The sequence below is a fragment of the Streptomyces sp. MK7 genome (assembly GCF_032658145.1).
In the GTDB taxonomy this organism is placed as follows: Bacteria; Actinomycetota; Actinomycetes; order Streptomycetales; family Streptomycetaceae; genus Streptomyces; species Streptomyces spiralis.
Map to the genome: position 1 here is coordinate 92949 of NZ_JAVACL010000028.1, position 23678 is coordinate 116626.

Below are 23678 nucleotides of genomic sequence, written 5' to 3' on the forward strand. Positions count from 1 at the left end.
CGTCACACCTTCCGGTAGGCGTACGCGTCCGCGGCCGCAGCCTCCACCGCGTCCAGATCCGCTCCCGTGGCCGCCGTGACGACCGCGGCGACCGCACCCTCGACGAACGGTGCGTCGACGAGGCGGGTGCGGTCCGGCAGCTCGTCGCCCTCGGCGAGCAGCGCCTTCACGGTGAGCACCGCGCTGCCGAGATCGGTGAGCACCGCGACCCCGGCCCCCCGGTCCACGGAGGCGGCCGCGGCGGCGACCAGCTCGGCGCTCGTACCGACCCCGCCGCCCTCTCGGCCGCCCGCCGGGGCCACCGGCACCGCCTCGGCCCCGCCCGCCAGCTCCTTCGCCAGCGCCGCCACCGACGCGGCCACCTCCGCGCTGTGCGACACCAGCACGATCCCGACCAGCTTGTCGTCGCCCATGTCAGGCCTCCGCCGCCTCGGCCAGCCCCGCGATCAGCAGCGCGGACGAGGTGGCCCCCGGGTCCTGGTGGCCGATGCTGCGCTCGCCCAGATAGCTCGCCCTGCCCTTGCGGGCCTGCAACGGCGTGGTCGCCTCGGCCCCCCGCTCGGCGGCGGTGCGCGCCGCCACGAAACCCTCACCGAGCGCGTCCACCGCCGGCACCAGCGCGTCGACCATGGTCTTGTCGCCCGGCGCCGCGCCGCCCAGCGTCATGACCCCCTCCACACCGGCCCGCAGCGCCTCGGCGAGCTGCTCCTCGCTCACCTCCGGGGCGTCCCCGAGCGCCTTGCCGGTCCGGCGCAGCAGCGTCCCGTACAGAGGGCCGGAGGCCCCGCCGACCGTCGAGATCAGCTGGCGCCCGGCCAGGACCAGGATCGCGCCCGGCGTGTCAGCCGCGTCCTTCTCCAGCGCGGCCCGCACGGCCGTGAACCCGCGCTGCAGATTGCTGCCGTGGTCGGCGTCCCCGATGGGCGAGTCGAGGGCGGTGAGCCGTTCCGCCTCGCGGTCGACGGACGCGGCGGTCGCCGCCATCCAGCGGCGGAAGAAATCGGCGTCGAGCACTGGAACTCCCTTGCGTGGCCGGTGCGATGGGTGGAGTCGGGGGAGGGGGCCGGGTCACACGCCCCAGCGCAGACCCGGCGTGTTCACCGGCGCGTCCCACAGCCGCAGCAGCTCCTCGTCGATCTGGCACAGGGTGACGGAGGCACCGGCCATGTCGAGGGAGGTCACATAGTTGCCGACCAGCGTGCGGGCGACCGGCACCCCGCGCTCGGCGAGGACCCGGTGCACCTCCGCGTTGAAGCCGTACAGCTCCAGCAGCGGGGTGGCGCCCATGCCGTTGACCAGCAGCAGCACGGGATTGCTCGGGCTCAGGTCCTCCAGGACCGCGTTGACCGCGAAGTCGGCGATCTCCCCCGAGGTCATCATCGGCCGCCGCTCCCGGCCCGGCTCGCCATGGATGCCGATGCCCAGCTCCAGCTCACCGGGCGGCAGATCGAAGGTGGGGCTGCCCTTGGCCGGGGTGGTGCAGGCGCTGAGCGCCACTCCGAAGCTGCGCGAGCTCTCGTTGACCTGCCGTGCGATCGACTCCACCCGCTCCAGCGGCTGCCCCTCGTCGGCCGCCGCGCCCGCGATCTTCTCCACGAACAGGGTGGCGCCGGTGCCGCGCCGCCCGGCCGTGTACAGGCTGTCGGTCACCGCCACGTCATCGTTGACGAGCACCTTGGCGACCTGGATGCCCTCGTCCTCGGCCAGTTCGGCCGCCATGTCGAAGTTGAGCACGTCACCGGTGTAGTTCTTCACGACGAACAACACGCCCGCGCCGCTGTCCACGGCCGCCGCGGCCCGCACCATCTGGTCGGGCACCGGCGAGGTGAAGACCTCCCCGGGACAGGCCGCCGACAGCATCCCGGGACCCACGAACCCGCCGTGCAGCGGCTCGTGCCCCGACCCGCCACCGGACACCAGGGCGACCTTCCCCGCCACGGGGGCGTCCCGCCGTACGATCACCCGGTTCTCGACGTCGACCGCCAGCCCGGGATGAGCGGCCGCCATCCCGCGCAACGCGTCCGCGACGACGGTCTCGGCGACGTTGATCAGCATCTTCATGGGTACCTCCTGGTGAGACTAGCAGGTGGGCCCTTGACCTGCATTTCCCCAGGTCACGAGGGCTAGGGTCAGTTATCGATCTTTGCGGTCGGTGGCGGCTCCGATCGGGCTCCGGCGGTACTGATGCCGACTCGATGCCGACCTTGGTGACGGGTCTTCAAGTGCGTGCCGTCGTCCTCAGCGGCTCGGTTCACAAGCTGATGTCGGCAGTATCGACCTTGCGGCCGGGAAAGGTCACGCGAACGGCCTGCCCGACCCTCACCCGACGACTTACCGGACGCGGGCCGCATCGCCCTTCACAACGGTGGGGGTGCGCCCACGTTCTCGTCCTCCGGGCCGAGCGGAAGGGACACTCGTCGCAGCGGTAGCCGGTCGGCCGCGGGCAGGCGGTACCGCCGTTGCTCCGGCGCGGTGCAGCGTCGGTCAGCCGGATGAGAGGAGTGCCGTTCGGGTAGGCGCCGGGCAGCCCCGGACGCCCGAGGGTTCCGCATGTGGCGTGCGCAGTTCGGGCGGAGGCCGCTGAGGCCGACGACGCCGACCGGCTCGTAGTCCTGCAGACCCAGCCGATCGAGGAGACTTCGGGAGCGGCGTCGGCGCCGTGGACGTTCTGCAGGGGACGCCGGTGAGGGTGACAGCCTGGGCCGGGAAGCCGATGTCGAAGGCCGGCGGGGTGCAGCCTCCCTGGCGGCCCGCGTCACTGCGACCGCGGGCTGGGTGGCAGGCGGACGTCAGTCGAGCGCCTCGGCTCCCTCGGGACGCTCGCCAGGGTCCGTACGGATCGAAGCGCGCAGCGTGGGGGCGTCTTCAGCGGCGTATGCGTATCGGTGCAACAGCCACAGGCCGTAAGCGACGTGGAAGACGTACACGCCCCCCTGCCACCAGTCCGGGGCCGCGCCGGGGGAGCGGATCTGGAAGAAGTCGTCGAGGGCGTGGACAACGACCAGCGGCCACACGGAGCCGATCGCGTAGCGCAGGCCGGCGCAGGTGAAGCCGAAGAGGGTGGCGGAGAGCATCTGCCACAACGTGTCGTTCAACTGCGCGCCGAAGAACAGGTAGTTCTGGAGGTGCCCGGCGCCGAAGAGGACGGCGACGCCGACGGCCGCCCGCATCACGCCGAGCGGAGTGAGGGTCTGCTGGACCAGGCCGCGGCTGTGGATTTCCTCGTTCACCCCGACCCACAGCAGCGAGACCAGCCCGCTTCGAGCAGCTGCATGCGAGCCTGTCGCCGGGCAAGCAGAACGAGCTGAAGGAGCGGCAGTCGGCGCTGGTGATGCCGGACGGCGAGGATGACGGAGCGCCGCCGAACAGGACGACGGTGGATCTGGCCGGAGGAACCGCGATCGTCCGGATGCCGCGTCCCCTTCGGTAGGAACGCGGCGCTCGGCCTCGCGGCGGGAGGCCACTGCCGTTCTGCCCGGCCGGAGTCCCGGGGCGCAGGCGGTCAGGGCCGGTAGACCATCCCCGGCTCGGGCCGGGCCGGGGCGAGCAGCTGGGACACCGTGACGATGGTGTAGCCGCGGTCCTCGAGTGCCTTGATGATCCCGGGGACGGCGGGCACGGTCCCCTTGTGCAGGTCGTGCAGGAGGATGATGCCGTCGCGGTGGGTCTGCTCGAGCACCCGCTTGGTGATCAGGGCCGTGTCGGTCGTCTCGTAGTCCTTGGCCGTGACGCTCCACAGCACTTGCGCCAGCCCCAGGTCCTTGCAGATGTTCGCGACCTTGCGGCTGGTGCGGCCCTGCGGCGGCCGCATCAGGACGGGCTTGGTGCCGGTGACCTTCTCGATGGCGTCCTGGGTGTGGGTCAGTTCCGCACGGGCGTCGTCCGCGTCGATCTGCGTCAGGACCGGGTGCGTCCAGGTGTGGTTGCCGATCTCGTGCCCCTCGTCGGCGATACGGCGCAGGATCTCGGGGTACTCGGCGATGTGACCCCGGCCCTGCACGAAGAACGTCGCGTGCAGATGCTGCTGCTTCAGGATGTCGAGCAGCCTGGGGGTCGTGAGACTGGGGCCGCCGTCGAAGGTGAGGGCCACGCACTTCGCCTTGCGGCAGTCGACGGGGCCCGCCACCGTGCCGGATGCCTTGCCGCGGGCGGCTCGCGGCGAGGTGTGGTCGTACGTCGTGACCGTCAGGGCCACGATCAGAGCGACGGCCGCGGTCAGGATGACGGCCGTCGCGAGGGCGATGAGGACGCGAGGCCGTCTTATTCGGGTGCGCAGCGGCATGGGGGGACCTTCCCTGGACCGGATGACTGTCGACGCTCATTACTGACGGGCTTTTCGGCCCCTGGGTTGCCCCGCCGGCATGTGATCCACATCGGGCACGAGATCCCGGATGCCGATTCGCCGCTGCGCATACCACCGCGGTTCTCGGAGCGCCGCCCCGGCGTTCGGCACGGCCGGCCACGGCCGCCTACGCTGGAGGTGTGGCTCGTTCCAACGACGAGGTCGCCGCGCTGTTCGCCGAATACGCGGACCTGATCTCGATCACCGGAGGAGACGCGTACAGGGCGCGCGTCTACGAGAAGGCCGCCCGGTCGGTGGGCGGCTACCACGCCGACGTGGCCACGCTCGACGTCAAGGGCCTGCAGGAGATCCCCAACGTCGGCAAGTCGATCGCGGAGAAGATCGCCGAGTACTTCCGCGACGGCAAGGTGTCCGCGGTGGAGGAACTCCGGGCGAAGATCCCCGCCGGTGTGCGGCGGCTGACGGCGATCCCCACCCTCGGCCCGAGGAAGGCCTGCGTCCTGCACGAGGAGCTGGGCATCTCCTCGGTCGACGAGTTGGCCGACGCCATCCACGCCGAGCGGCTGCGCGATCTGAAGGGCTTCGGGCCCAAGACCGAGGAGAACATCCTCCACGGCATCGAGCTGTTGCAGTCCGCCGAGGACCGTGTGCTGCTCGACGTGGCCCTGGACCTCGCCGACGACGTGGTCGCCGAGCTGTCCCGGGTGACCGGCTGCCGGCGGTGCACCTACGCCGGTTCACTGCGCCGCTTCCGCGAGACGATCGGCGACATCGACGTGCTCGCCGCCGCGACCAGGCCCAAGCCGCTGATGCGGGTCCTCACCGAGCTGCCGTACGTCTCGGAGGTCATCGCCCACGGTGAGAAGAAGACCTCGATCCGCACCACCAAGGGCCTCTCCGTCGACCTCCGCGTCGTACCACCGGACTCGTGGGGCGCGGCGCTTCAGTACTTCACCGGCTCCAAGGCGCACAACATCCGCACCCGCGAACTGGCCGTGCACCAGAAACTGAAGCTGTCCGAGTACGGGCTGTTCGACGCCGAGAGCGACGAGAAGATCGTCTCCGAGACGGAGGAGGAGGTCTACGCGCGGCTCGGCCTGCCGTGGATCCATCCGGCGCTGCGCGAGGACCGCGGGGAGATCGAGGCCGGACTCCACGGCGAGTTGCCCGAGCTGATCGAGGAGTCCGACATCCGTGGTGACCTGCACACCCACACCGACCTCACCGACGGCCTGGCCCCGCTGGAGGAGATGGTCGCGGCGGCCGCCGAACGCGGCTACGCCTACTACGCGGTGACCGACCACGGGCCCACCCTGTACATGCAGCGCATGACCGACGAGCGGATGCTCGCCCAGCGCGAGCAGGTCCGCGAGCTGGACGGCGCCTACGGCAAGCGGGGCCGGCGCAGCCGGGGCGGCGGCATGCGGCTGCTGCACGGGGCGGAGCTGAACATCGACCCCGAGGGGGAGGTGGACTGGCCGGAGGAGTTCCTGGCCGGCTTCGATCTGTGCGTCGCCTCGGTGCACTCGCACTTCAACCAGGGCCGCGAGGAGCTGACCCGGCGGCTGGTGCGGGCCTGCGAGAACCCGTACGTCAACATCATCGGCCACCCCACCACCCGGATCATCGGCAAGCGGCCGGGCCTGGACGCCGATCTGGACGAGGTCTTCGCCGCGTGCGCGCGCACCGGTACGGCGCTGGAGATCAACGCCCACCCGGACCGCCTGGACCTGCGCGACGAGGACATCCTGCGGGCCAGACGGCACGGCGTGAAGTTCGCCGTCGACAGCGACGCCCACTCCACCCTGCACCTGGCGAACATGCGCTACGGCGTGGGCACGGCCCAGCGCGGCTGGCTCACCGGGGACGACGTCATCAACACCTGGTCGGAGGCGCGGCTGCGGCGCTTCCTGGACAAGGGCCGCACCGGGCGGCGGTCCGGGACCTGAGCCCGGTCAGGTGATCACGTGGCGGCCCCGCCGGCCCGGGCGCGGGAGGCCTCGATCTCGGCGTACGCCCGTTCCCGGCTCTCCCAGTGAGAGCCCTCGACGCTCTTGCCGGGCTCCAGGTCCTTGTACACCTCGAAGAAGTGGGTGATCTCCAGCCGGTCGAAGTCGGGGACGTCACCGATGTCCTGCAGGCTCGCGAACCGGGGGTCGTGCGCCGGCACACAGAGGATCTTCTCGTCCGGGCCCTGCTCGTCCTTCATGCAGAACATGCCCACCGCCCGGCACTCGATGGTGCACCCCGGGAAGGTCGGCTCGCCGACGATCACCAGGGCGTCGAGAGGATCGCCGTCCCGTCCCAGGGTGTGGTCGATGTAGCCGTAGTCGGCCGGGTACTTGGTGGAGGTGAACAGCAGCCGGTCCAGCCGGATGCGGTGCAGTTCATGGTCCATCTCGTACTTGTTGCGGGACCCCTGGGGGATCTCCACGATCACGTCGAACTCCACGGTGTCCTCCTGGCGCTGCGTCGGGCCACGTCACCGGCTGACGCTGCGGTGAGACCCGTCGCCGGCGTGCCCGGCGCACACCTCCAGTGTGCTCCCGCGAGCGCCGTCACCGAGCGGGTCCGCCGCGTCCCCCGCCGGGCCGGCGTGCAGGTCGAGCGTCCAGTTCTGGCCGACGAGGTCGTGACCGAAGCTGTGATGGGGCTGCTCGTCGACGAGGGTGAAGCCGTGGCCCTGGTAGATCCTGCGCGCGGACACCAGCACGTCGTTGGTCCACAGCGTCACCTGCCGGTAGCCGGCCTCGCGGGCGAAGTCCAGGCACTCCCCGACGAGGCGGCTGCCGACGCCCAGGCCCCTGGCGGCCGGGGTGACGAGCAGGATGCGCAGCTTGGCCACGCCCGGCTCGTCACCGGCCACCAGGAAGACGCATCCCGCGCGTTCGCCGTCGACCTCGGCGATCCAGCCGGCCTCCCCGGCCGGGTCGTGCCCGTCGGCGTAGTCGGCGACGATCCGGGCCACCAGGACCTCGAAGTCGGTGTTCCAGCCGAACTGCTCGTCGTAGACCTCGCCGTGCGCCATCACCACCCAGCCCAGGTCGCCGGGACGGTCGGCGCGGCGCACGGTGACGTGCGGCCGGTTGTCCTGCTGCGGCATGGTCGCTTCCCTCCACCCACTGACACAACTGTTTCAGTAACGCTACGCTAGCTCCATGCCCGAGGGAACGACAGCCCCGTCCGCCCGGCAGGTCGAGCTGCTGGAGGCCGCCTACACGTACGTGCTCGACCACGGCCTGGCCGATCTGTCGCTGCGCCCGCTGGCCACGGCCATCGGCTCCAGCCCCCGGGTGCTGATGTTCCTCTTCGGCAACAAGGACGGTCTGGTGCGGGCGCTGCTGGCGCGCGCCCGCACCGACGAGCTGGCGATCCTGGACCGCCTCGGGCAGGCCGAGCAGCCCGGGAGGTCCGGGCAGCCCATCGGACTGGTTCCGGCGGTCGAACGGGTGTGGGAGTGGCTTGCCGGCGAGGAGCACCGCCCGCTGCTGCGGCTGTGGGCCGAGGCGTACGCCCGGTCCCTCGTCGAGCCCGGCGGGGCGTGGGCCGGTTTCGCCCGTGCCACCGTCGACGACTGGCTCGCGGTCCTGGCCGCCTGCCAGCCGCTGCCGGAGCGGGACTCCGAGACCGGCGCCGTCCGCCGCACGCTGGCCCTGGCGGTGCTCCGCGGCGCCCTGCTCGACCTCCTCGCCTCCGACGACGAACCCCGGGTCGGTGCCGCGGTACGACACCAGCTCGCCCTGCTGCGCGGCTGACGCGGCAGGGCGAAGGGCGGGGGAGGGCAGGACAGCGTCAGTGGTGGGGTGAGGCGGATGCCCGGCCGGTGGGGGTGAGGGTCAGCGTCTGCTCGGCCGCGGTGCGCGAACCCCCGACGCGGCTGCCGCCGGTGTCGCTCCAGTAGCGGGCCGGTGTGGTCTCGGCGAGCCGCCGCGCGTCGGGCGACAGCCCGATCACCAGGCCGCTGTAGCGGTTGACCAGCCGGTACGTTCCGGTGGGAGTGCCGTCGGCGGTGGTGCCGGGGATCACCCACCACTGCTGACCGACGGAGGGCCCGCCGGCGCGGGCGGCGGTCACGGTGGGCCTGGTGCCCCAGGCGCGCTGCGCGGTGGCGGAGGAGCCGACGCCCAGGAGGCCGCCGGTGGCGGCGTTGGCGATGCGGTACGAGCCGTCGCCGTTGCCGGTGAAGATCCATGACTGGAGGGCGGAGCCGGTGGCCCTGGCCGTGGAGGTGGTGGCGGAGCCGCCGGGGACCTGGGCGAGGACGCGGCCGCCGCCGCTGGTGACGCGGTACGTCCGGCGCGGGTCGACCGGCGTGGCGGGCGCGGAGGTTCCGATCGTGACGTCGACGTACTCGCTCGCCGAGCCGCCCGAGCAGCCGAAGGAGCAGTAGGAACGGAACGACTTGCCCACGATGGTGGAGGAGGTCCGGTTGGCGGGGTCCAGGAACCAGCGGTACCAGGAGGCGTTGGTGTGGCCGCCCGTGTCCCCGATCAGCCGCCACTTCTGCGCGGCGAGGTCGTCGGTGGCGTAGAACTGCTGCGGAGCGTTCCCGCTCTGGTCCACGGCCTGCGGCTCGCCGATGTAGAGCCCCAGATGGGCGTCGTAGGTGACGTCCATGACGAACAGGGGTGACGTCGGGGGCATCTCGCCCGCGGCCACCTGCTGGCTCACCGTGCCGCTGTTCGCCGGGTCGTACTCCTGCCCCGGCGGGGTGTAGCCGGTGGGGTGCGCGGCGTCGGCGGGCACCATGTTGCTCTCCTCGCCGCCCGTGCCGGGCTGCGACCAGGAGCCGTCGTACCACTTCCGCCACGAACCCGGCGCCATCTTGCCGGAGATCGGGGCGCGGGCCACATGCGCGTGGAAGGCCTTCCAGCCGCCGCCCTTCTCCACGATCCGCGAGCCGTAGAAGACGTAGAAGTAGCCGGAGGCGGTGTCCACGAACAGGCGCGGGTCGCCGTCGCCGTAGTGGTACGTCTGCTGCGGGAACGCGGTGGTGTCGCCGCGCCGCGTGCTGTAGGGCGAGGTGATCACGTGGTCCTCGATGGTCCAGGTCCGGCCCTGGTCCTTCGAGACGGCGTAGTCGATGGCGTCGTAGTGGAGCCCGTCGCCGAACGGCTGCGGGGTGAACTCGTTGTGCACCAGGCCGTACCAGTCGCCGGTGTCCGGGTCGACCCACACACCCGCCAGGTCGCAGTAGTTCTTCTGCGCGTAGCCCGAGCCGGCCGGGGCGTAGGTGGCCGTCAGGCCGGTGGGGCTGTTGTTGCACCGCGAGGTGGTGTCGTTGTTCCGGTCGTCGGGATCGGCCGGGTTCACCGCGTCGCTCAGCCGGGCGTCACGGGTGGCGGTGTCGAAGTCCCTGCCGGTGAAGAAGGTCCACTGCCGGCTGTCGTTCGCGCCGTAGAGGGCGTGGGACTGCTGGAAGTGGAAGGTGCCGTCCTTGTCGATGTACGGGGCGGCCGGGGTGTCGTCCGGATGGGTCCAGGAACCCTTCGCGCCGACGGTGACGGTGTACGTGGGGCCGGCGGCGGTCGTCGCGGGGGCGGCGGCCGCCGTACCGCCGCCGAGCACGGCCGGCGCCGTGGCGACGACCGCGGCGACCAGCGCGCCGGCCAGTCTTCTCCGTGGAGTTGACGGTGGAGTTGACACAGGTGCTCCTTACTCGTGACGGGCGGCGCCGGGATGCGCCGCCCCCTGGGTGTGGTGCCTGTGCGGTTCCTGTGGGGTACGGGGGGTCAGTCGAAGGTCTCGACGTACTCCTCGGGCGGTCCGAGGACGGGACGGTCGAGCAGGGCGAGGCGGTCGCCGAACCGTTCGAGCTCCAGGACGGTGAGTGTGTTCTCACCGGCGCGCAGCAGCGGGCCGGGCACGTAGAGCGTGCGCTGCGGACCGATCTCCCAGTAGCGGCCGAGAAGGGTGTCGTTGACCCACACGAAGCCCTTGCCGAAGCCGGGCAGGGCCAGGAAGGCGTCGGCCGGCTCGGCCGGCACCAGCCGGGCGGTGGCGAAGCCCGCGCCGCCACCGGGGGGTGCCGCCGCCACGGCGCGGGCGGTGTCCTGCGGCCCCCACTCGTCCAGCGGCAGCCGGTACATGCTCCAGCCGTGCACCAGCCGGCGGCCCACGCGCACCCCGCCGAGGATGCCCTTGGCCTGCCCGAGCAACGGGCCGTAGTTGATCCGGCCCTGGTTCTCCACCAGCATCTCCAGCCGGACGCGGGCGCCCGTGCCGGGCACGGTGAACGACGCGGTCTCCCGGTCCAGTACGGCGACGGGGGCGCCGTCGACGAACACCTGGGCGCGATCGTGCAGGCCGGTGACGGTCAGCTCGTGGCGGCCCGGCGGCAGCAGTGGTTCGGCGGCGTACAGGACCAGACCGGAGGCCTGGCCGAGCTTCTCGAAGCTCAGCGGCACAGGCGCCAGGACCGGCTCCGCGGCCGAGCGCAGCGCGGGCAGCAGCGCGGCCCGCCGGGTGACCTCGAGGGTGCGGGGCGCCAGCAGCGGAGGATCGGCCGGTGGCGCGGGGATCCTCGCGTCCGGGCCGCCGTACGCGGCCAGTTTCTCCCGCAGGGCGAAGAACTTCGGGGTGAGCGCGCCGTGTTCGGCGATCGGCGCGTCCGAGTCGTAGCTGGTGACGGTCGGCTGAAGGCGTTCACCGTCGTGGTTGGCGCCGGCCCACAGCCCGAAGTTGGTGCCGCCGTGCGCCATGTACAGGCTCACCGAGCCGCCCGCGCCGAGGATCTGGCCCACGGTCTCGGCCGCGCCCGCGGCGGACCGGACGTGGTGCTTCTCCCCCCAGTGGTCGAACCAGCCGCTCCAGAACTCCGCGCAGAAGAACGGCTCGTGCGGGCGGCGCGAGCGCAGCAGCGCCGCCGCCTCGGCCGGCCGTGAGCCGAGCGTGGCCGCGGCGAACTCCCCGGGCACGGTGCCGCCGTCCTGCATCGGCGGCGTCGGCCCGTCGGCCGTGTACAGCAGTTCGGTGACGCCCCGCTCGACCAGGGCGTCGCGCACCCAGCGGACGTAGGCGTGGTCGTCACCGTAACTGCCGTACTCGTTCTCGATCTGCACGGCCACGACCGGTCCGCCCCGGCCGGCCTGGAGCTCGGCGACGCGCGGGATCAGCGCGTCGAACCAGCGCCCCACCGCGTCCAGGAACGGGCCGTGGCAGGTGCGCGGCAGCATGCCCGGGGTGCCGGTCAGCCACGCGGGCAGCCCGCCGTTGTCCCACTCGGCGCAGATGTACGGTCCCGGGCGCACGATGACGTCCAGTGCCGTCTCCTGCGCCAGCCGGACGAAGCGCGTCAGGTCGCGTGGGCCGTCGAAGCGGACATCGCCCGCGGAGCGCTCGTGGAAGTTCCACGGGACGTAGGTGTCCACGGTGTTCAGGCCGAGCGCCGCCAGCCGCCGCAAACGGTCGGCCCACTGCTCTGGACGGACCCGGAAGTAGTGCAGCGAACCGGACAGCACCCGGTGCGGCCGTCCGGCGCGCAGCAGCATGCCGCCGGAGCGGGTCAGCAGGGACCGCGCGGGGTCCGCCGGCTTTCCCCCGGCCCCCGAAGGATCCGCGGGGAACTCCGGGATGTGATCGATGCCGTCCCGCCGGGGGACGTGGCTCTTCACGGCTCCTCCTGGATGGTGGGCGCGGGCCGACGGGCGCAACTATGGCAGAGGATGTTATCGATGCCAACAGGCGGAGCGCAGGCAGGACGGAGCCCGAGGGAGCAGCGGAAGCGCCGGGTTTGTGGGCGATATCATCGAGCCCGGTACGAGGAAGGAACCCATGGCGAAGCAGAAGGGCGCCGAGGGGCGGCCGCCGGGGATGACCGATGTGGCGCGGGTCGCCGGAGTGTCGGCGCAGACCGTGTCACGCGTGCTGTCCGGGCACCCCAACGTGCGGGAGAAGACACGTGCCACGGTCCTGGCCGCGGTCGAGCAGCTCGGCTACCGGCGCAACAACGCGGCCCGCATGCTCTCCTCGGGACGCAGCCGCACCATCGGCGTGGTGACCCTCCGGACCACCTTCTACTCCCGGGCCGCCGTCACCTCGGGCATCGAGCGCGCGGCCCAGGCCGCCGGGTACACGGTCAGCACCGCGACCACCGCCTCGCTCGACACCTCGGCCATCGAGGCAGCCCTGTCCCGGCTGGCCGACCAGGGAGTCGAGGGGATCATCCTGTCGGTGCCGCTGACCCACAGCAGTCCGCGGATCGAGCAGTTCACCCGGGCCGTCCCCACCATCACCATCGACGGGTCGCGCACCGACGCCACCGAGGTGGTGGCCGTCGACCAGGCGCTGGCCGCCCGGCTGGCCACCCGCCACCTGCTGGACCTGGGCCATGAGACCGTCTGGCACCTCGCCGGTCCCGAGGAGTGGCTGGAGGCGGCGGCCCGGCGCGACGGCTGGCGCACCGCGCTCGAGGAGGCCGGCCGGCCGGTGCCACCGCCCCTGGAGGGCGACTGGTCGCCCTCCTCGGGGTACCGGGGCGGACTGGTCCTGGCCCGGATCCCCGAGGTGACGGCGGTGTTCGTCGCCAGCGACGAGATGGCGTTCGGCGTGATCAGGGCCCTGCACGAGCAGGGCCGGCGGGTGCCTCAGGACATCTCCGTGGTCGGCGTCGACGACATCGAGCTGGCCGAGTACTGCTCGCCGTCGCTGACCACCGTCGCCCAGCCGTTCGGGCAGATGGGCGCGCTCGCCGTGGCCCATCTGCTGCGGCACATCGCCGACCCCGGAGCGCTGCCGGAACCGGCCTCGGTGGAGCCGCGGCTCGTCGTCCGCGCGAGCACCGCACCGGCCGGTGGCCCGGCCCCACGGCGCGAGAGGCCGTAGGCGGCGTCTCGCCGATCAGACCGGGCTCGCGGTGGCCGGCGCCGCACCCCGCCGCGTTGTCGTCGGTCGCCGATGCTCCACGTCGACTCCCTCCTCCGCCGTGCGATGCTCCCCCGACTGCCTGAACGGCGTGGGAGATACCCCCATCACCGGCCACCGCTCCCTGATCCGGCCTGATCGACGAGACACCCCCCAGGGCCGGTACCGGCCGCCGTGTCCGTGGGTCAGGCACGTCCGCGCGTCAGGCGCAGTGGAACTTCGCGTCCGCCCAGTCGCCGTGGTCACCGGACTTCGTGCCGTCGGTGTCGGTGACCACCAGGCGGACGTGCCGGGCCCCGGTCAGCGTCACATTCACCGGGACCGGGTCGGACTTGCCGCTGACGGTGGGGGAGGACCACAGTGTCCTGCCGTCGGCGACGACCGAGAAGGACACGCCGCCGTAGCCGTTGATCTCGTCGTCGATGCCGACCGTGGCGGTGAGCGAGGAGCACTGCCCGCCGAGCCAGAACTCGATGTCGGAGCCGGCGTGCGCGCCGATGCCCTTGGCGTAGGAGGTGCCGTTGAGGGTGAGCGGATGGCCGTCGCCGGCGGCCGACTCCCCGTTGCTGCGGTCGCGTTCGGGCGGCCCCCAGCCGTTGGTGGCGTTCAGCCAGGGCAGATCACCGGCCCAGGCCTCCCCCTCGGGCGGGGCCGGCATGGTACGCAGCGCGGCCCGTTGCGCGGCGACGTGATATCTGCCAGCGGATGTAGTCCCAGCTGCCCGACTGGTCGCCGGTCGTCAAGCGATCCGCCGCACCTCGAACCCTCCACGGCCGTCGAACCGCACGCCGTACACCGCGTCGAAGCCGTCACCGGGCGCGGGGCGGCGCAGCCGTCCGTGCGTCGCGTGGATGCCGACGTCCGGGACCCGTTCGCGGCCCGTGCGCAGCGCGTTGCGGCGCAGTGAACCCGCCAGATCCGGGGGGAACCAGTAGGCGATGACCGTGGCGCCGTGCGCGTGCCCGGCGTCCACCAGGGGGCGCCACTCCTCCGGGGAGGGGTTGTTGTTGTCGACGGCCACCGAGCGGCCCGCGGCCAGGGCCCCTTCGACCAGCCGCATCTGCCGGGCCTGCTTGCGGCGCGCGCCACGGGGGAAGAGGTCCTTGCTCACCAGCTCGAACCGGTCCGCGAGCCGGGAGCGGTAGAACGTGGACTTGCCCGACGCCTGCAACCCCACCAGCACCGCCAGCTCGGTCACCGTGCTCAGCTCCCCGGCCCGCGCGCCCCGCTCAGTCCTCGGCCTCCAGGCCCCGCTCAGTCCTCGGCCTTCCGCTCCGTAAGACTCCAGGCGTACTGGAGCCAGTCCGCCACTGTCACCGCACCCATCCCCGCGCACACCAGGCGGGCGGCCCGGGGCGCGCAGGCGTACCCCCCGGTCAGGGTGGCGGCCACCCAGACGGAGACGCAGAACGGGCACGACACCAGATCACCGACGGCGCGCCGGACGACGCCGTCGCCGCGCGGCTCGTCCATGACCTCGCCCGCCGTGGTGTCGGCCCGGCGACGGGTGAAGGGGGCGCGCAGAAAGCTGGTGACCTTGTCCTTGGTCAGCAGCCGGGACGCCTTGAACGTGGCCGCGCCCAGCAGCGCCACGTCCCACGGCGGAACCTGGTCGGGCAGGCGTACGCCGCTCCGCCGGGCCCCCACGGCGAACAGTGCCGCGCCCGTCGCGAAGGTCGCCGCGAGCACGGCGTACCCGCCGAGGGGCACGGTGCCCTGGTCGTCGTAGGACCGCTCTGCGGCCGTCATGGCGCGCTTCCTCTCCAGTGACGTGCGGATGGACGGGATCCGGTGAGGTCCGGGGGCGGGGCGGGCAACGGTTCGAGTGCCCCGGCCCGAGTCCCTCGTGTGCCCTGGCCCGAGTGCCCCGTACACCTTGGACGACACGCCCACGGGCGGCGGCCGGCCCGGCGCGGCCGGCGGCCGTTCACCCGCGGCCGCCCTTCACCCACGCGTCCGCTGCGGGGGCTCCTCCGGGTCCTCTGGTTCCCCTGGTTGCTCGGGCTCGCCGGCGTTCCTGGGTTCCCCGAGTTCTCCGAATTCCGTGGGCTCCTCGGGGGCCTCCCCATGCTTGAGCAGGTGTCCCGTCCGGTCGCAGAAGACATGACCGACCAGCGCACCGCCGTAGACGACGAACCCGGCGCCGATGAGCCAGGACTCCACCACCAGGATGGTGCCGATGGAGCCGTAGCTGACCGCGTTGGTGACGATGAGCGGCGTGAACACCAGGTAGGAGAAGGCCCGCAGGCCCACCAGGCCGGCCATGGTGGCGACGGCACCGGGCAGCAGCAGCCGCCATCGCACCTGGTGGCCGAGGAGGAAGCGCGGCCCCCACCAGAAGAACAGCACACCGATCGCCACGCTCAGCAGCATGCGGTGGTTCCCGGCGAGCACGGTGCGGGTCTGCACCTGAACGTACAGGTAGACCATGAGGACGCCCAGCCAGACGGCCTGCCGCCAGATCCGGTGCCACGGCCCGGCGGGCAGCCGCCACACACGCTCGTAGGCGTTCTGGACGCCGGCGGCGAAGGACAGGCCGAACACCGCGAGCAGGACCGCGCCCCACACGCTGGTGGTGCCGGTCACCTCGCGCGGTGGGCTGAAGACGTCGGAGAGCACTTCGGCGGACCGGCCGGACAGGTCCATGCCGTCCACCAGCCAGAGCGCGAAACCGCTGTGGCGCAGGGGGTCCGCCGCGGCGACGACGATCAGCAGCGGAGCCAGGGTGATCAGGGCCAGAGTGGCGAACCCCAGCGCCCGGTGCATGAGTTCCAGCCGCTTGCCCCGCCGGTGGAGTTCAACGGCCCACGACGGGCGCGTCCTTCGGCGTGACATGGTGACGGCGCCTCCTTCCGGTGCCGCGGGTGACCGCGCGGGGCGCGTGAAACCAGCCCGTGTCCATCATCGCGACCCGACCGGCCGGGCGCAGCCCGACGGGCCGTCGGCGGCGGCGGCTTGAGCAGGACCTCGCCGGGTACCCGCGGCGCATGACGGCGGACAGAAGGAGCGCGCGGGGGCCGCGCGGGGCGCGGGTGCGTCGGACGAGTCCGGGACCTGGACGACCCGGACAGGCGCTGCTGCGGTGGACCACCACCACCGACACCGGCCGGTTCCTCGACGAAAGACTCGGCAGGATCCACTTCTGGACGCTGTTCGTCGGCTTCCAGGCCACGTTCCTCGTCCAGCACTGGCTCGGCGAGCTGGGCATGCCGCGCCGCTACGCCGACTATCTGGCCGCCGACGGCTTCACCCTGCTCAACACGGTCAGTTCCATCGGCGCCTTTCTGCTGGGGCTGTCCACGCTGCCGTTCCTCTACAACGTCTGGACGTCTGCCCGGCACGGCCGCACGGCCGGTACCGACGACCCCTGGGGTTACGGCCGCTCCCTGGAGTGGGCCACCTCCTGCCCGCCGCCGCGCCACAACTTCACCGCACTGCCCCGCATCCGGTCGGAGTCCCCGGCGTTCGACCTGCACCACCCGGACGTCGTCCGGCGGGAGCGGCAAGCAACGGACAGCCGAGCGAACAACCGAGCGAACGGCAGAGCGAACGGCAAAGCGAACGGCAAGCGGCAGACCGCGAACTGACGGAGGGGAGGAGCGTGTCGTGAGAACGGAGGTCCGGCTCTTCACCGGTGTGGCGCTGTTCTTCGCCGTGACCGCCGCGGACTACGGCCGGTGGTCCGCCGAGCCCGCGGGCACCGCGGCCCTGGCCTTGGCCGCCGTCATGGCCGCTCTGGTCGCGTTCTTCCTGCGGGTGCGGCACCGCAGGGACGGCCCGCGTGCCGAGGACCGCCCCGACGCCGAGGTGATCGACGCCGCCGGACCGGTGGGCTTCTTCTCCCCGCACAGCCCCTGGCCGGTCGTCGTCGCGCTCGGCACGGCCGTGCTCGCGCTGGGTGTCGTCTACGGCCTGTGGCTCGCACTGCTCGGCTTCGGCGTGCTCGGGTGCGGGGTGCTCGGCATGGTGTTCCAATATCCGGACCCGGAGCCGGACCCGCGCCTTTGACTTACGCAACGGCACGGGCGCACGAGTGAATACTCGTGCGCCCGTGCCGGAAGGGAAACCAGCTGTCACCCGCTCCTCATGTGCGGTCGCCCTTGGGCTTGCCGGGCTGGTCCGGGGTGCCGTGCGGGGGCGGGCCGAACGGCTGCGGGGAGGTCGCGGGGCTCACCTGGGAACCCGCCTGCCCCTGGGTCTGCTCGGGGCGCAGCGCCGTGGGGTCGCCCGGGGTGGGCTGGGCGCCCGACCGCAGCTGCTCGAGACGGGCGGTCAGCACCTCGGTCGCCGGAACGCGGTCGGCGTGGGTGCGCTCGTAGGCGAGCAGCTCCTCGACCTCCTCGGCGGACAGCGAGCGCACGCGGCTCTCCAGGGCGCCGAGGGGAAGATGGTCGTAGTCGGGCAGGGGCAGGGTACTGCGGCCGGGATCATCGGCCATGGATCTCACTTCCCTCTGTGCGACGGCCTCACATGGAGACGAGACGGTCGGCGGGGTCGGCGGCCACCGGGGCCCAGCCGGTACGGCGTCGGACTCATGTCGCGCGAGTACCCGTGCCCACCACCACGAACCGACTCACCGGGAACGACCGGACGGCGGGCCGGGTTGGCGAAAGGACGCCCCGCGAGGGGACGGACTCGGCCCACCCGAATCGTCCGGCCTCACGAGCGGGCCTGACGGGTGCGAGAACGGTTTTCCTTGCGGATCGCCTCCAGCAGCTCACCCTTGGACATGTGCGAGCGCCCCTCGATGTGGAGCTCCTTCGCCATGTCGTACAGGTGTTCCTTGGACGCACTCTCGTCGACGCCCTCGCCGCTGCGCCCGCCCTGGCCGCGGGGCCGGGCCGACTGGGGGTCCGAGGGGCCCTTGCGGCCGCCCTCCTTGCGCTCCCAGTGGTCGCCGACCTTCTCGTACTTGTGCTTGAGCGCGCCGTACGCCACGCGGTGCGCCCGCTCGCCCTCGCCGTACTCCTCCACCGCCGAGTCGTGGGCCTTGATCCAGGTGCGCTGGGCGTCCTCGGGGGAGCGCTCCAGTGTCGACGGCAGTTCCTGTCGTCCGGGCACTGAATCCACCTCCGTCCTGCTTGATCTCCGGGCCGGTCGAGTGCCCTGCACGAGGCACGGAAAACGGGGCGGAGCCCTTGGGAACAGCGGGTTTGGCGGGTAGGGCACCGGCTACCCGCCGAGTGTGACTACGCCATCTACGCCACCATCGACGACTTCGCAACAGGAACTCATACGGTTCCTCGAGGACCGGTTCGCCTGTGCGCAGGCGTGCACGGAGTGTGCGCGGGCCAGCGCCCTGCGGGCGAGCCTGGTGGACCCGGGTGGGAGCGAGGAGCAGGAACTCCTGCGGCGCATGGGAATCATGTGCGCGGAGGTCTGCGACACGACCTGCCGGGTGCTGTCCGAGCAGAACAGCCAGGACGAGGCCGCCCTCCGCACCCAGCTGGACTGGTGTGTGAGCGTCTGTCTGGAGAGCGCGCACGTCTTCGACCGGCACCCCGGCGCCGAGCAGGCCGCAGGCGCCTGCCGGACCTGCGCCAAGGCCTGCGGGGAGTTCATCGCGATCCTGAACTGAACCGGGCGCCGACCGGGTCGGCGCCATCGACGCGCTGTCGATGTACCGAGGGGGACGCACCGCCGGCCCCCGTCACCGTGCGGTACCGGCCCGGATGGCATGCTCTTGCCACGCCTCGGTGCTCCTCCGAGGGGCGCCGGCTCCGAACGGCGTATCACGAGCACGTCGTGCCGCGTTCAGGGGGCGTGCCGTCGAGGAGGTAGGTGTCGACGGTCCTGGTCGCGCAACGGCTGTAGGGATAGGAGCCGTGGCCCTCGGCCCGCACCGTCAGCAGGACGCCGACCTTTTCGCCCAGCTCGCGCACCATGTGCTTGGCGCCCTCGTACGGGGTTGTCGAGTCGCCGGTGTTGGCGACGACGACGATCGGGGGAGCGCCGTCAGCGCTGACGTCGGGGGTGGCGCGCTCGCCTTTGAACGGCCAGTCGTAGCAGAGGTAGACGAAGGAGGACCAGGCCTTTCCGAAGACGGGCGAGGCCGCCTCGGTCTTCTTGATCATTTCCTCGGCCTCGGTGAATCCGGGGCGCAGGTTGGAGTCGGCGCAGGTGATCGCGACGTAGGCGGACACGCTGTTGTCGCCCGAGACCCCACCGCGGTCGCCGACGCCGGCCCGGGCCCGGGCGCCCGGGGCGTGGTCGTAGGCCTTCTCCAGCAACTTCCCGCCGGTGCCCCGCTCCATCACCTCGCTGAGCGCCTTGACCAGTGGCGGCCGGCCTTGCTTGCCGAGGTCCAGGAAGTTCGCGATGGCGTGAGCGGCGAGATCCGCGTCGAGTTTCTCGCCGCCGCCGGTGGGAGCGGGCTTCTTCTCGAGCTTGTCCAGCAGCTCGATGACGCGCTGGCCGGCCTGCTCGGGGTCGTTGCCGGTGGGGCAGTCGTCGTAGGTCTTCGCGCAGTGTCGGGTGAAACGGTCGAAGGCGAGCTGGACGGCCTTGACCTGGCTGATGTTGTCCTGCAGGAGGTCCAGCGTCGGGTCGACGGGGGCCTCGAGCACGAGTCTGCCCACGTTCTTCGGGAACAGGTGGGCGTAGACGCCGCCCAGCTCGGTGCCGTAGGAGACGCCGAAGTAGTTCAGCTTCTCGTCACCGAGGAGATAGCGCATCAGGTCCAGGTCGCGCGCCGTCTGTGAGGTGCCGACGTACGGCAGGAGCCGACCGGAGTGCTTCTCGCAGGCGTCGCCGCTCTCGAACTCCTTCTCCCCGCAGCTGACGGGGGCGGTCCTGCCGACACCTCGCGGATCGAAGCTGACCAGGTCGTAGCGCTCGCCCAGCGAGGTGTAGTCGTCCGCGAACCTGGGGAGCCCCGTGACGCCGGACTCGCCAGGGCCTCCGAAGTTGAAGAGGAGGGAGCCGATCCGCTTGCGCTCCGGTCCGGTGGCCCGCTTCCGGATCAAGGCGACGTCGATCGTGTCGCGGTCGGGCCGCCGGTAGTCCAGCGGCGCCTTCATGGTGGCGCACTCCCATCCGTCGCCGGGTGCGTCACCGCCGCCCCGCGCCTCGGACGGTGCCGGGCAGGAGGCCCAGTCGAGCCGCTGGCCGGTGGTGAACACCGCGGGCAGTCCCGGTGGCGGATCGGTCGCCTTGACCTCGGCCCGGCGGGTTGCCCCACCGCCCTGGCCCGACGCGGACGGACCCGGGCCCGGACCCCCCATGGCGTGGCACCCGGCCCCCGCGGCCACCGCGACGGCGAGGATCAGCAGGGCCGGGGCAGCGTGGCGACGCAGAGCGGCGGGCACCCCGTCAAGCCGCGAGCGACCACCGAACCCGTCCGCCCTCCTACGACAAGCCCGGGCCGAACGCCCCGAGATCCAGATCCGCGCCCGCATCCGCGAGTCCCCCTGCCCCCTGACACCACAACCACGTGCCGCTCGAACCTCGATGGCACCGACCCACTGATCGTCAATGATCGACGGCAATTGGACAAGCCGCGCCGTCACCGGGCAGCCGCGTGCGACCGGGTCCTTCATCCGGCCTGAGCCCGAAGGGCCCGTCGCCGGCCGGCTTTCCGCCCGCCCCGGGGCCCCGCTGCGCCTCGGCCGGACCGCCGCATCGCGGCACCGGGCGGAAGCGGCGTGGAGCAGACTCGCACCGGCGGGCGCCGGCCTCCGGCCCGACCCGCTTCGTCCGCGACCGGGGTACACGCCCCCAGTACGCCCAAGCAGGACCAGCCGTCGGCGGCACGCCGAAGCTGTTCAGACATCCGTCGCCCAACGCGGAAGCCTCATCCGGCACAGAGGAGCATCCATGCGGTACCGCAAGCTCGGCAGCCCGAGCCGCTACGCGGTCAGCGGTGCTGGACGCCCGGCTGGGCGCCGGGGGCCAGGGTCGGTTCGGTGACCGGGGCGTCGCCGAGGGCCTGGGTGACGGCGCTCAGAGGCGTCGATCTGCTGGGCGATCTGCGCCGCGGACAGGCCCTGGTCGGCCGGGTCGTCCGACATCGGGAAGTAGACCTTGGTGGCCAGGATGTAGGAGTCACGGGGGCGGGAGGAGAGGATCTCGCCCCGTGCCGTCTCGGCGGCGCCTTGGCCGTAGACGTTGGCGGTGGCGAAGAAGTTGACGCCTGCCTCGAAGGCCGCCTCGGTGCAGGCGCGGGTCGCGTCCGCCTCGATGCCGCCGGAGTAGGTGAGCCAGGACCCGAGCGAGATTCCGGCTCATCTTCGCTCCGAAGGGGCAGGACCGCTCGTAGGAGAGGGATAGCCTGCCCAGGTGGAGACCATACGCACGGGTTCGGGTGCGGGGGCGAGCATGGGTGATCCCGGGCTGTTCGGGCCGCGGTCGGTGACGTGGCAGATGCACGGTGATCCGATGATGTGGGTGGCCGGGATCAGGGCGCTGTATCTGCAGGCACTGCACCCACGTGCCGTGCGCGGGGTGATGGAGAACTCCGACTTCCGGCGGGACGCGTGGGGGCGGCTGAGGCGCACCGCGAACTTCGTCGGGACGACGACGTACGGGACGGCCGAGGCCGCCGAGCGGGCGGGTGTACGGGTGCGCCGGATGCACCGCATGCTGTCGGCGACCGATCCCGGGACGGGGGAGCGGTACCGCCTCGACGCTCCCGACCTGCTGCTGTGGGTGCACTGCGCCGAGATCGACTCCTATCTGCACGTGCTGCGCCGCTCGGGCTTCCCGCTGACCGACGCCCAGGCCGACCGCTACATCGCCGAACACCGCGTCAGCGCCCGCCTGGTCGGCCTCGACCCGGACGGGGTGCCCGCGAGCCGGGCGGACCTGGCGGACTATTTCGACGGGGTACGTCCTGAGCTCGCCGCGGGAGCCGACGCCCGCGCCGTGGACGACTTCCTGCTCCGCCCGCCGACGCATCCGCTGCTCGTCCCGGCGCGCGAGGTGCTGTGGCGGCGCGTGGCGCATCTGGCGTACGCCGCCCTGCCACCGTACGCCCACGAGCTGTACGGCAGAGCGGCCCCCGCGCCCCACGTCGTGACGCGCCGGCTGCGGGCGACCGGCACCCTGCTGCGCAGCGTTCCCGCACGTCTGCGCTGGCAACTCCCGCCCAAACACATCCTGCGCGCCATGGCCAGGCTCGGCCCCGAGGCCCGTCCGGCACCGTACAAAGCCGGACGATAGCGCGCCATACTGGGCGAGGGTCTCCCTTGTGGATCAGACCGACGCCGGGGCACGGCCCCCGGGCGCGGTCCGCGGGGCGGGCCCGGCCGGGAGGGAGGCGGGGCACACGGTGGCACACGGCGACGGGGGCGGCGGCGCGAGATGGCGGACACCAGGCTGATCCAGGGCCGGTACCGGCTGCTCGACCCGATCGGGCGGGGCGGCATGGGCGAGGTGTGGCGGGCGCGGGACGAGTCGCTGGGCCGGCACGTCGCCGTCAAGTGCCTCAAGCCGCTCGGCCCGCACCACGACCAGTCCTTCACCCGCGTGCTGCGCGAGCGGTTCCGGCGCGAGGCGAGGGTGGCCGCCGCACTCCAGCACCGCGGGGTGACCGTCGTGCACGACTTCGGCGAGTCCGACGGCGTGCTCTACCTGGTGATGGAGCTGCTGGACGGGCGCGACCTCAGCCGGCTCCTTCAGGACAACGAGCACCGCCCGCTGGCCGTCACCGACGTCCTCGAGATCGCCGAACAGGTCGCCGCCGCCCTCGCCTACACCCACCGGCAGGGCATCGTGCACCGGGACCTGAAACCGGCGAACATCGTGCGCCTCGCCGACGGCACCGTGAAGATCTGCGACTTCGGCATCGCCCGCCTCGGCCACGACATCGGCTTCACCGCCCGGCTGACCGGCACCGGCATCGCCATGGGCACCCCGCACTACATGTCGCCGGAGCAGATCGGCGGCAGCGAGGTCGACCAGCGCAGCGACCTGTACTCGCTGGGCTGCGTGCTGTACGAGATCGCCACCGGCGCCCCGCCGTTCGACCTCGACGACGCCTGGGCGGTCCTCGTCGGTCACCGCGACACCCCGCCCGCGCCGCCCCGCCGCCACCGCGCCGACCTCCCCGAGTACCTGGAGCAGATCATCCTCGACCTGCTCGCCAAGCTTCCCGAGCAACGGCCTCACGACGCCCACGAGTTGACGCGTCGTCTCCTCGCCGGCCGGGCGGCCCCGCCGTACGAGCCCACGATGGTCACCGCGCACCCGCGGCCGGGCCCGCCCGTACCGACGGGCCGCGAGGCCGGCCGGCTGCCGTCCTGGACGCGCGACATCTCCACCGGTCACAAGGCGGCCGGTCCGGGACCGCACAGCACACCCCCGGACGCGGCGGCGGGTCTGTCCGGCGCGTGGACCGCGCACCCCGCCGTACCGGGCGCGCGCCGTGCCGAGCACCTCGCCACGGACGCCCGGCCGGGAGCCGTACCGGTCCCCGCGCCGGGCGCCGTGCCGGCCTCCGGGCCGGGTGCCGTGCCCGCCGCCGTGCCCGACCGGCGGCGCACCCCGCCCCCGGCGGCCGTCGAGGCCCGCGACG

At 72.5% G+C, this 23678-nt stretch carries 23 protein-coding genes and 3 pseudogenes; 9 read left to right on the forward strand and 17 right to left on the reverse strand.

Annotated elements, in window-relative coordinates; translation table 11 throughout:
* Positions 1–2: 2 nt before the first annotated feature.
* From R2S09_RS26720 to R2S09_RS26735, 4 genes are all read right to left on the reverse strand, one after another.
* Positions 3–413 carry a PTS fructose transporter subunit IIA gene (locus tag R2S09_RS26720; protein WP_306187664.1) on the reverse strand — a complete coding sequence of 137 codons (411 nt, stop codon included), beginning with the start codon at positions 411–413 and terminating at the stop codon, positions 3–5.
* A gap of 1 nt (position 414) precedes the next feature.
* On the reverse strand, positions 415–1014 hold the full coding sequence (dhaL, locus tag R2S09_RS26725; protein ID WP_306187662.1) for a dihydroxyacetone kinase subunit DhaL: 600 nt from the start codon (positions 1012–1014) through the stop codon (positions 415–417).
* A 54-nt stretch (positions 1015–1068) separates the two neighbouring features.
* The gene (gene dhaK / locus R2S09_RS26730; RefSeq protein ID WP_306187660.1) at positions 1069–2061 is read right to left on the reverse strand and encodes a dihydroxyacetone kinase subunit DhaK; all 993 of its coding nucleotides are present in this window, start codon (positions 2059–2061) and stop codon (positions 1069–1071) included.
* A gap of 728 nt (positions 2062–2789) precedes the next feature.
* Complete coding sequence (locus tag R2S09_RS26735) at positions 2790–3230, reverse strand: lysostaphin resistance A-like protein (protein WP_399144732.1); 441 nt, start codon at positions 3228–3230, stop codon at positions 2790–2792.
* Between the two features lie 29 nt (positions 3231–3259).
* On the opposite strand from R2S09_RS26735, the pseudogene R2S09_RS26740 reads away from it, so the two are divergent.
* Positions 3260–3430: pseudogene (locus R2S09_RS26740) on the forward strand (DUF6191 domain-containing protein); the annotation flags it as partial.
* Positions 3431–3502: 72 nt separating this feature from the next.
* Here R2S09_RS26740 and R2S09_RS26745 read toward each other — a convergent pair.
* A complete protein-coding gene (locus tag R2S09_RS26745) occupies positions 3503–4282 on the reverse strand; it encodes a polysaccharide deacetylase family protein (protein ID WP_306187658.1) in 780 nt (259 codons plus the stop codon).
* Positions 4283–4482: 200 nt separating this feature from the next.
* Between R2S09_RS26745 and polX the strand changes: the two genes are divergently transcribed.
* Positions 4483–6252: a DNA polymerase/3'-5' exonuclease PolX gene (gene polX / locus R2S09_RS26750; protein WP_316743696.1), complete on the forward strand. Its 1770-nt coding sequence runs from the start codon at positions 4483–4485 to the stop codon at positions 6250–6252.
* A gap of 14 nt (positions 6253–6266) precedes the next feature.
* Here the strand turns inward: polX and R2S09_RS26755 are convergent, their stop codons facing one another.
* Positions 6267–6755 carry an inorganic diphosphatase gene (locus R2S09_RS26755; RefSeq protein WP_306187655.1) on the reverse strand — a complete coding sequence of 163 codons (489 nt, stop codon included), beginning with the start codon at positions 6753–6755 and terminating at the stop codon, positions 6267–6269.
* A gap of 30 nt (positions 6756–6785) precedes the next feature.
* On the reverse strand, positions 6786–7406 hold the full coding sequence (locus tag R2S09_RS26760; protein ID WP_306187654.1) for a GNAT family N-acetyltransferase: 621 nt from the start codon (positions 7404–7406) through the stop codon (positions 6786–6788).
* A gap of 55 nt (positions 7407–7461) precedes the next feature.
* On the opposite strand from R2S09_RS26760, the gene R2S09_RS26765 reads away from it, so the two are divergent.
* Complete coding sequence (locus tag R2S09_RS26765) at positions 7462–8058, forward strand: TetR/AcrR family transcriptional regulator (RefSeq protein WP_316743697.1); 597 nt, start codon at positions 7462–7464, stop codon at positions 8056–8058.
* Positions 8059–8095: 37 nt separating this feature from the next.
* Here R2S09_RS26765 and R2S09_RS26770 read toward each other — a convergent pair whose 3' ends face one another.
* Positions 8096–9949, reverse strand: coding sequence for an RICIN domain-containing protein (locus R2S09_RS26770; protein WP_316743699.1), 1854 nt, complete (start codon positions 9947–9949; stop codon positions 8096–8098).
* An 86-nt stretch (positions 9950–10035) separates the two neighbouring features.
* Complete coding sequence (locus R2S09_RS26775) at positions 10036–11793, reverse strand: beta-galactosidase (protein WP_316743717.1); 1758 nt, start codon at positions 11791–11793, stop codon at positions 10036–10038.
* Between the two features lie 283 nt (positions 11794–12076).
* On the opposite strand from R2S09_RS26775, the gene R2S09_RS26780 reads away from it, so the two are divergent.
* Positions 12077–13126, forward strand: a complete 1050-nt coding sequence (locus R2S09_RS26780; RefSeq protein ID WP_306187648.1) for a LacI family DNA-binding transcriptional regulator — start codon at positions 12077–12079, stop codon at positions 13124–13126.
* A gap of 241 nt (positions 13127–13367) precedes the next feature.
* Here the strand turns inward: R2S09_RS26780 and R2S09_RS26785 are convergent.
* The 4 genes and pseudogenes from R2S09_RS26785 to R2S09_RS26800 all read right to left on the reverse strand — a co-directional run.
* A pseudogene (locus R2S09_RS26785) lies at positions 13368–13871 on the reverse strand (NPCBM/NEW2 domain-containing protein); the annotation flags it as partial.
* Between the two features lie 33 nt (positions 13872–13904).
* Complete coding sequence (locus R2S09_RS26790; RefSeq protein ID WP_306187647.1) at positions 13905–14363, reverse strand: AAA family ATPase; 459 nt, start codon at positions 14361–14363, stop codon at positions 13905–13907.
* Between the two features lie 56 nt (positions 14364–14419).
* Complete coding sequence (locus R2S09_RS26795; protein ID WP_316743700.1) at positions 14420–14914, reverse strand: DUF1360 domain-containing protein; 495 nt, start codon at positions 14912–14914, stop codon at positions 14420–14422.
* Positions 14915–15109: 195 nt separating this feature from the next.
* Positions 15110–16000, reverse strand: coding sequence for a ribonuclease BN (locus R2S09_RS26800; RefSeq protein ID WP_316743701.1), 891 nt, complete (start codon positions 15998–16000; stop codon positions 15110–15112).
* Between the two features lie 266 nt (positions 16001–16266).
* Between R2S09_RS26800 and R2S09_RS26805 the strand changes: the two are divergent.
* Both R2S09_RS26805 and R2S09_RS26810 read left to right on the forward strand, forming a co-directional pair.
* Positions 16267–16752: pseudogene (locus R2S09_RS26805) on the forward strand (cbb3-type cytochrome c oxidase subunit I); the annotation flags it as partial.
* Between the two features lie 19 nt (positions 16753–16771).
* The gene (locus R2S09_RS26810; protein ID WP_306187641.1) at positions 16772–17173 is read left to right on the forward strand and encodes a cytochrome c oxidase subunit 4; all 402 of its coding nucleotides are present in this window, start codon (positions 16772–16774) and stop codon (positions 17171–17173) included.
* A 76-nt stretch (positions 17174–17249) separates the two neighbouring features.
* On the opposite strand, the gene R2S09_RS26815 is transcribed toward R2S09_RS26810, so the two are convergent.
* The gene (locus R2S09_RS26815) at positions 17250–17603 is read right to left on the reverse strand and encodes a hypothetical protein (RefSeq protein ID WP_316743703.1); all 354 of its coding nucleotides are present in this window, start codon (positions 17601–17603) and stop codon (positions 17250–17252) included.
* A gap of 221 nt (positions 17604–17824) precedes the next feature.
* Positions 17825–18226, reverse strand: a complete 402-nt coding sequence (locus tag R2S09_RS26820) for a ChaB family protein (protein ID WP_030166112.1) — start codon at positions 18224–18226, stop codon at positions 17825–17827.
* Positions 18227–18350: 124 nt separating this feature from the next.
* Here R2S09_RS26820 and R2S09_RS26825 point away from each other — a divergent pair, with 124 nt between their 5' ends.
* Complete coding sequence (locus tag R2S09_RS26825; RefSeq protein ID WP_306187637.1) at positions 18351–18743, forward strand: ferredoxin; 393 nt, start codon at positions 18351–18353, stop codon at positions 18741–18743.
* A 154-nt stretch (positions 18744–18897) separates the two neighbouring features.
* Here the strand turns inward: R2S09_RS26825 and R2S09_RS26830 are convergent, their stop codons facing one another.
* The gene (locus tag R2S09_RS26830; protein ID WP_316743705.1) at positions 18898–20562 is read right to left on the reverse strand and encodes an alpha/beta hydrolase; all 1665 of its coding nucleotides are present in this window, start codon (positions 20560–20562) and stop codon (positions 18898–18900) included.
* A gap of 450 nt (positions 20563–21012) precedes the next feature.
* Entirely contained in the window at positions 21013–21381 is a 369-nt protein-coding gene (locus R2S09_RS26835) for an aldo/keto reductase (protein ID WP_316743718.1), read from the reverse strand.
* A gap of 100 nt (positions 21382–21481) precedes the next feature.
* Here R2S09_RS26835 and R2S09_RS26840 point away from each other — a divergent pair, with 100 nt between their 5' ends.
* Both R2S09_RS26840 and R2S09_RS26845 read left to right on the forward strand, forming a co-directional pair.
* Positions 21482–22324: an oxygenase MpaB family protein gene (locus R2S09_RS26840; RefSeq protein ID WP_306187795.1), complete on the forward strand. Its 843-nt coding sequence runs from the start codon at positions 21482–21484 to the stop codon at positions 22322–22324.
* 141 nt (positions 22325–22465) lie between these two features.
* Positions 22466–23678 (forward strand): protein kinase domain-containing protein (locus R2S09_RS26845; protein ID WP_316743706.1); only part of this gene is annotated, 1213 nt, incomplete at its 3' end.

Coding starts and splice junctions, on each gene's coding strand:
- R2S09_RS26720 (WP_306187664.1), bottom strand. CDS start 413: ATGGGCGACGACAAGCTGGTCGGGATCGTGCTGGTGTCGCACAGCGCG.
- R2S09_RS26745 (WP_306187658.1), bottom strand. CDS start 4,282: ATGCCGCTGCGCACCCGAATAAGACGGCCTCGCGTCCTCATCGCCCTC.
- R2S09_RS26815 (WP_316743703.1), bottom strand. CDS start 17,603: ATGGCCGATGATCCCGGCCGCAGTACCCTGCCCCTGCCCGACTACGAC.
- R2S09_RS26840 (WP_306187795.1), top strand. CDS start 21,482: ATGGGTGATCCCGGGCTGTTCGGGCCGCGGTCGGTGACGTGGCAGATG.
- dhaK (WP_306187660.1), bottom strand. CDS start 2,061: ATGAAGATGCTGATCAACGTCGCCGAGACCGTCGTCGCGGACGCGTTG.
- R2S09_RS26775 (WP_316743717.1), bottom strand. CDS start 11,793: ATGCTGCTGCGCGCCGGACGGCCGCACCGGGTGCTGTCCGGTTCGCTG.
- R2S09_RS26830 (WP_316743705.1), bottom strand. CDS start 20,562: ATGCGGGCGCGGATCTGGATCTCGGGGCGTTCGGCCCGGGCTTGTCGT.
- R2S09_RS26760 (WP_306187654.1), bottom strand. CDS start 7,406: ATGCCGCAGCAGGACAACCGGCCGCACGTCACCGTGCGCCGCGCCGAC.
- R2S09_RS26765 (WP_316743697.1), top strand. CDS start 7,462: ATGCCCGAGGGAACGACAGCCCCGTCCGCCCGGCAGGTCGAGCTGCTG.
- R2S09_RS26780 (WP_306187648.1), top strand. CDS start 12,077: ATGGCGAAGCAGAAGGGCGCCGAGGGGCGGCCGCCGGGGATGACCGAT.
- R2S09_RS26800 (WP_316743701.1), bottom strand. CDS start 16,000: ATGTCACGCCGAAGGACGCGCCCGTCGTGGGCCGTTGAACTCCACCGG.
- R2S09_RS26795 (WP_316743700.1), bottom strand. CDS start 14,914: ATGACGGCCGCAGAGCGGTCCTACGACGACCAGGGCACCGTGCCCCTC.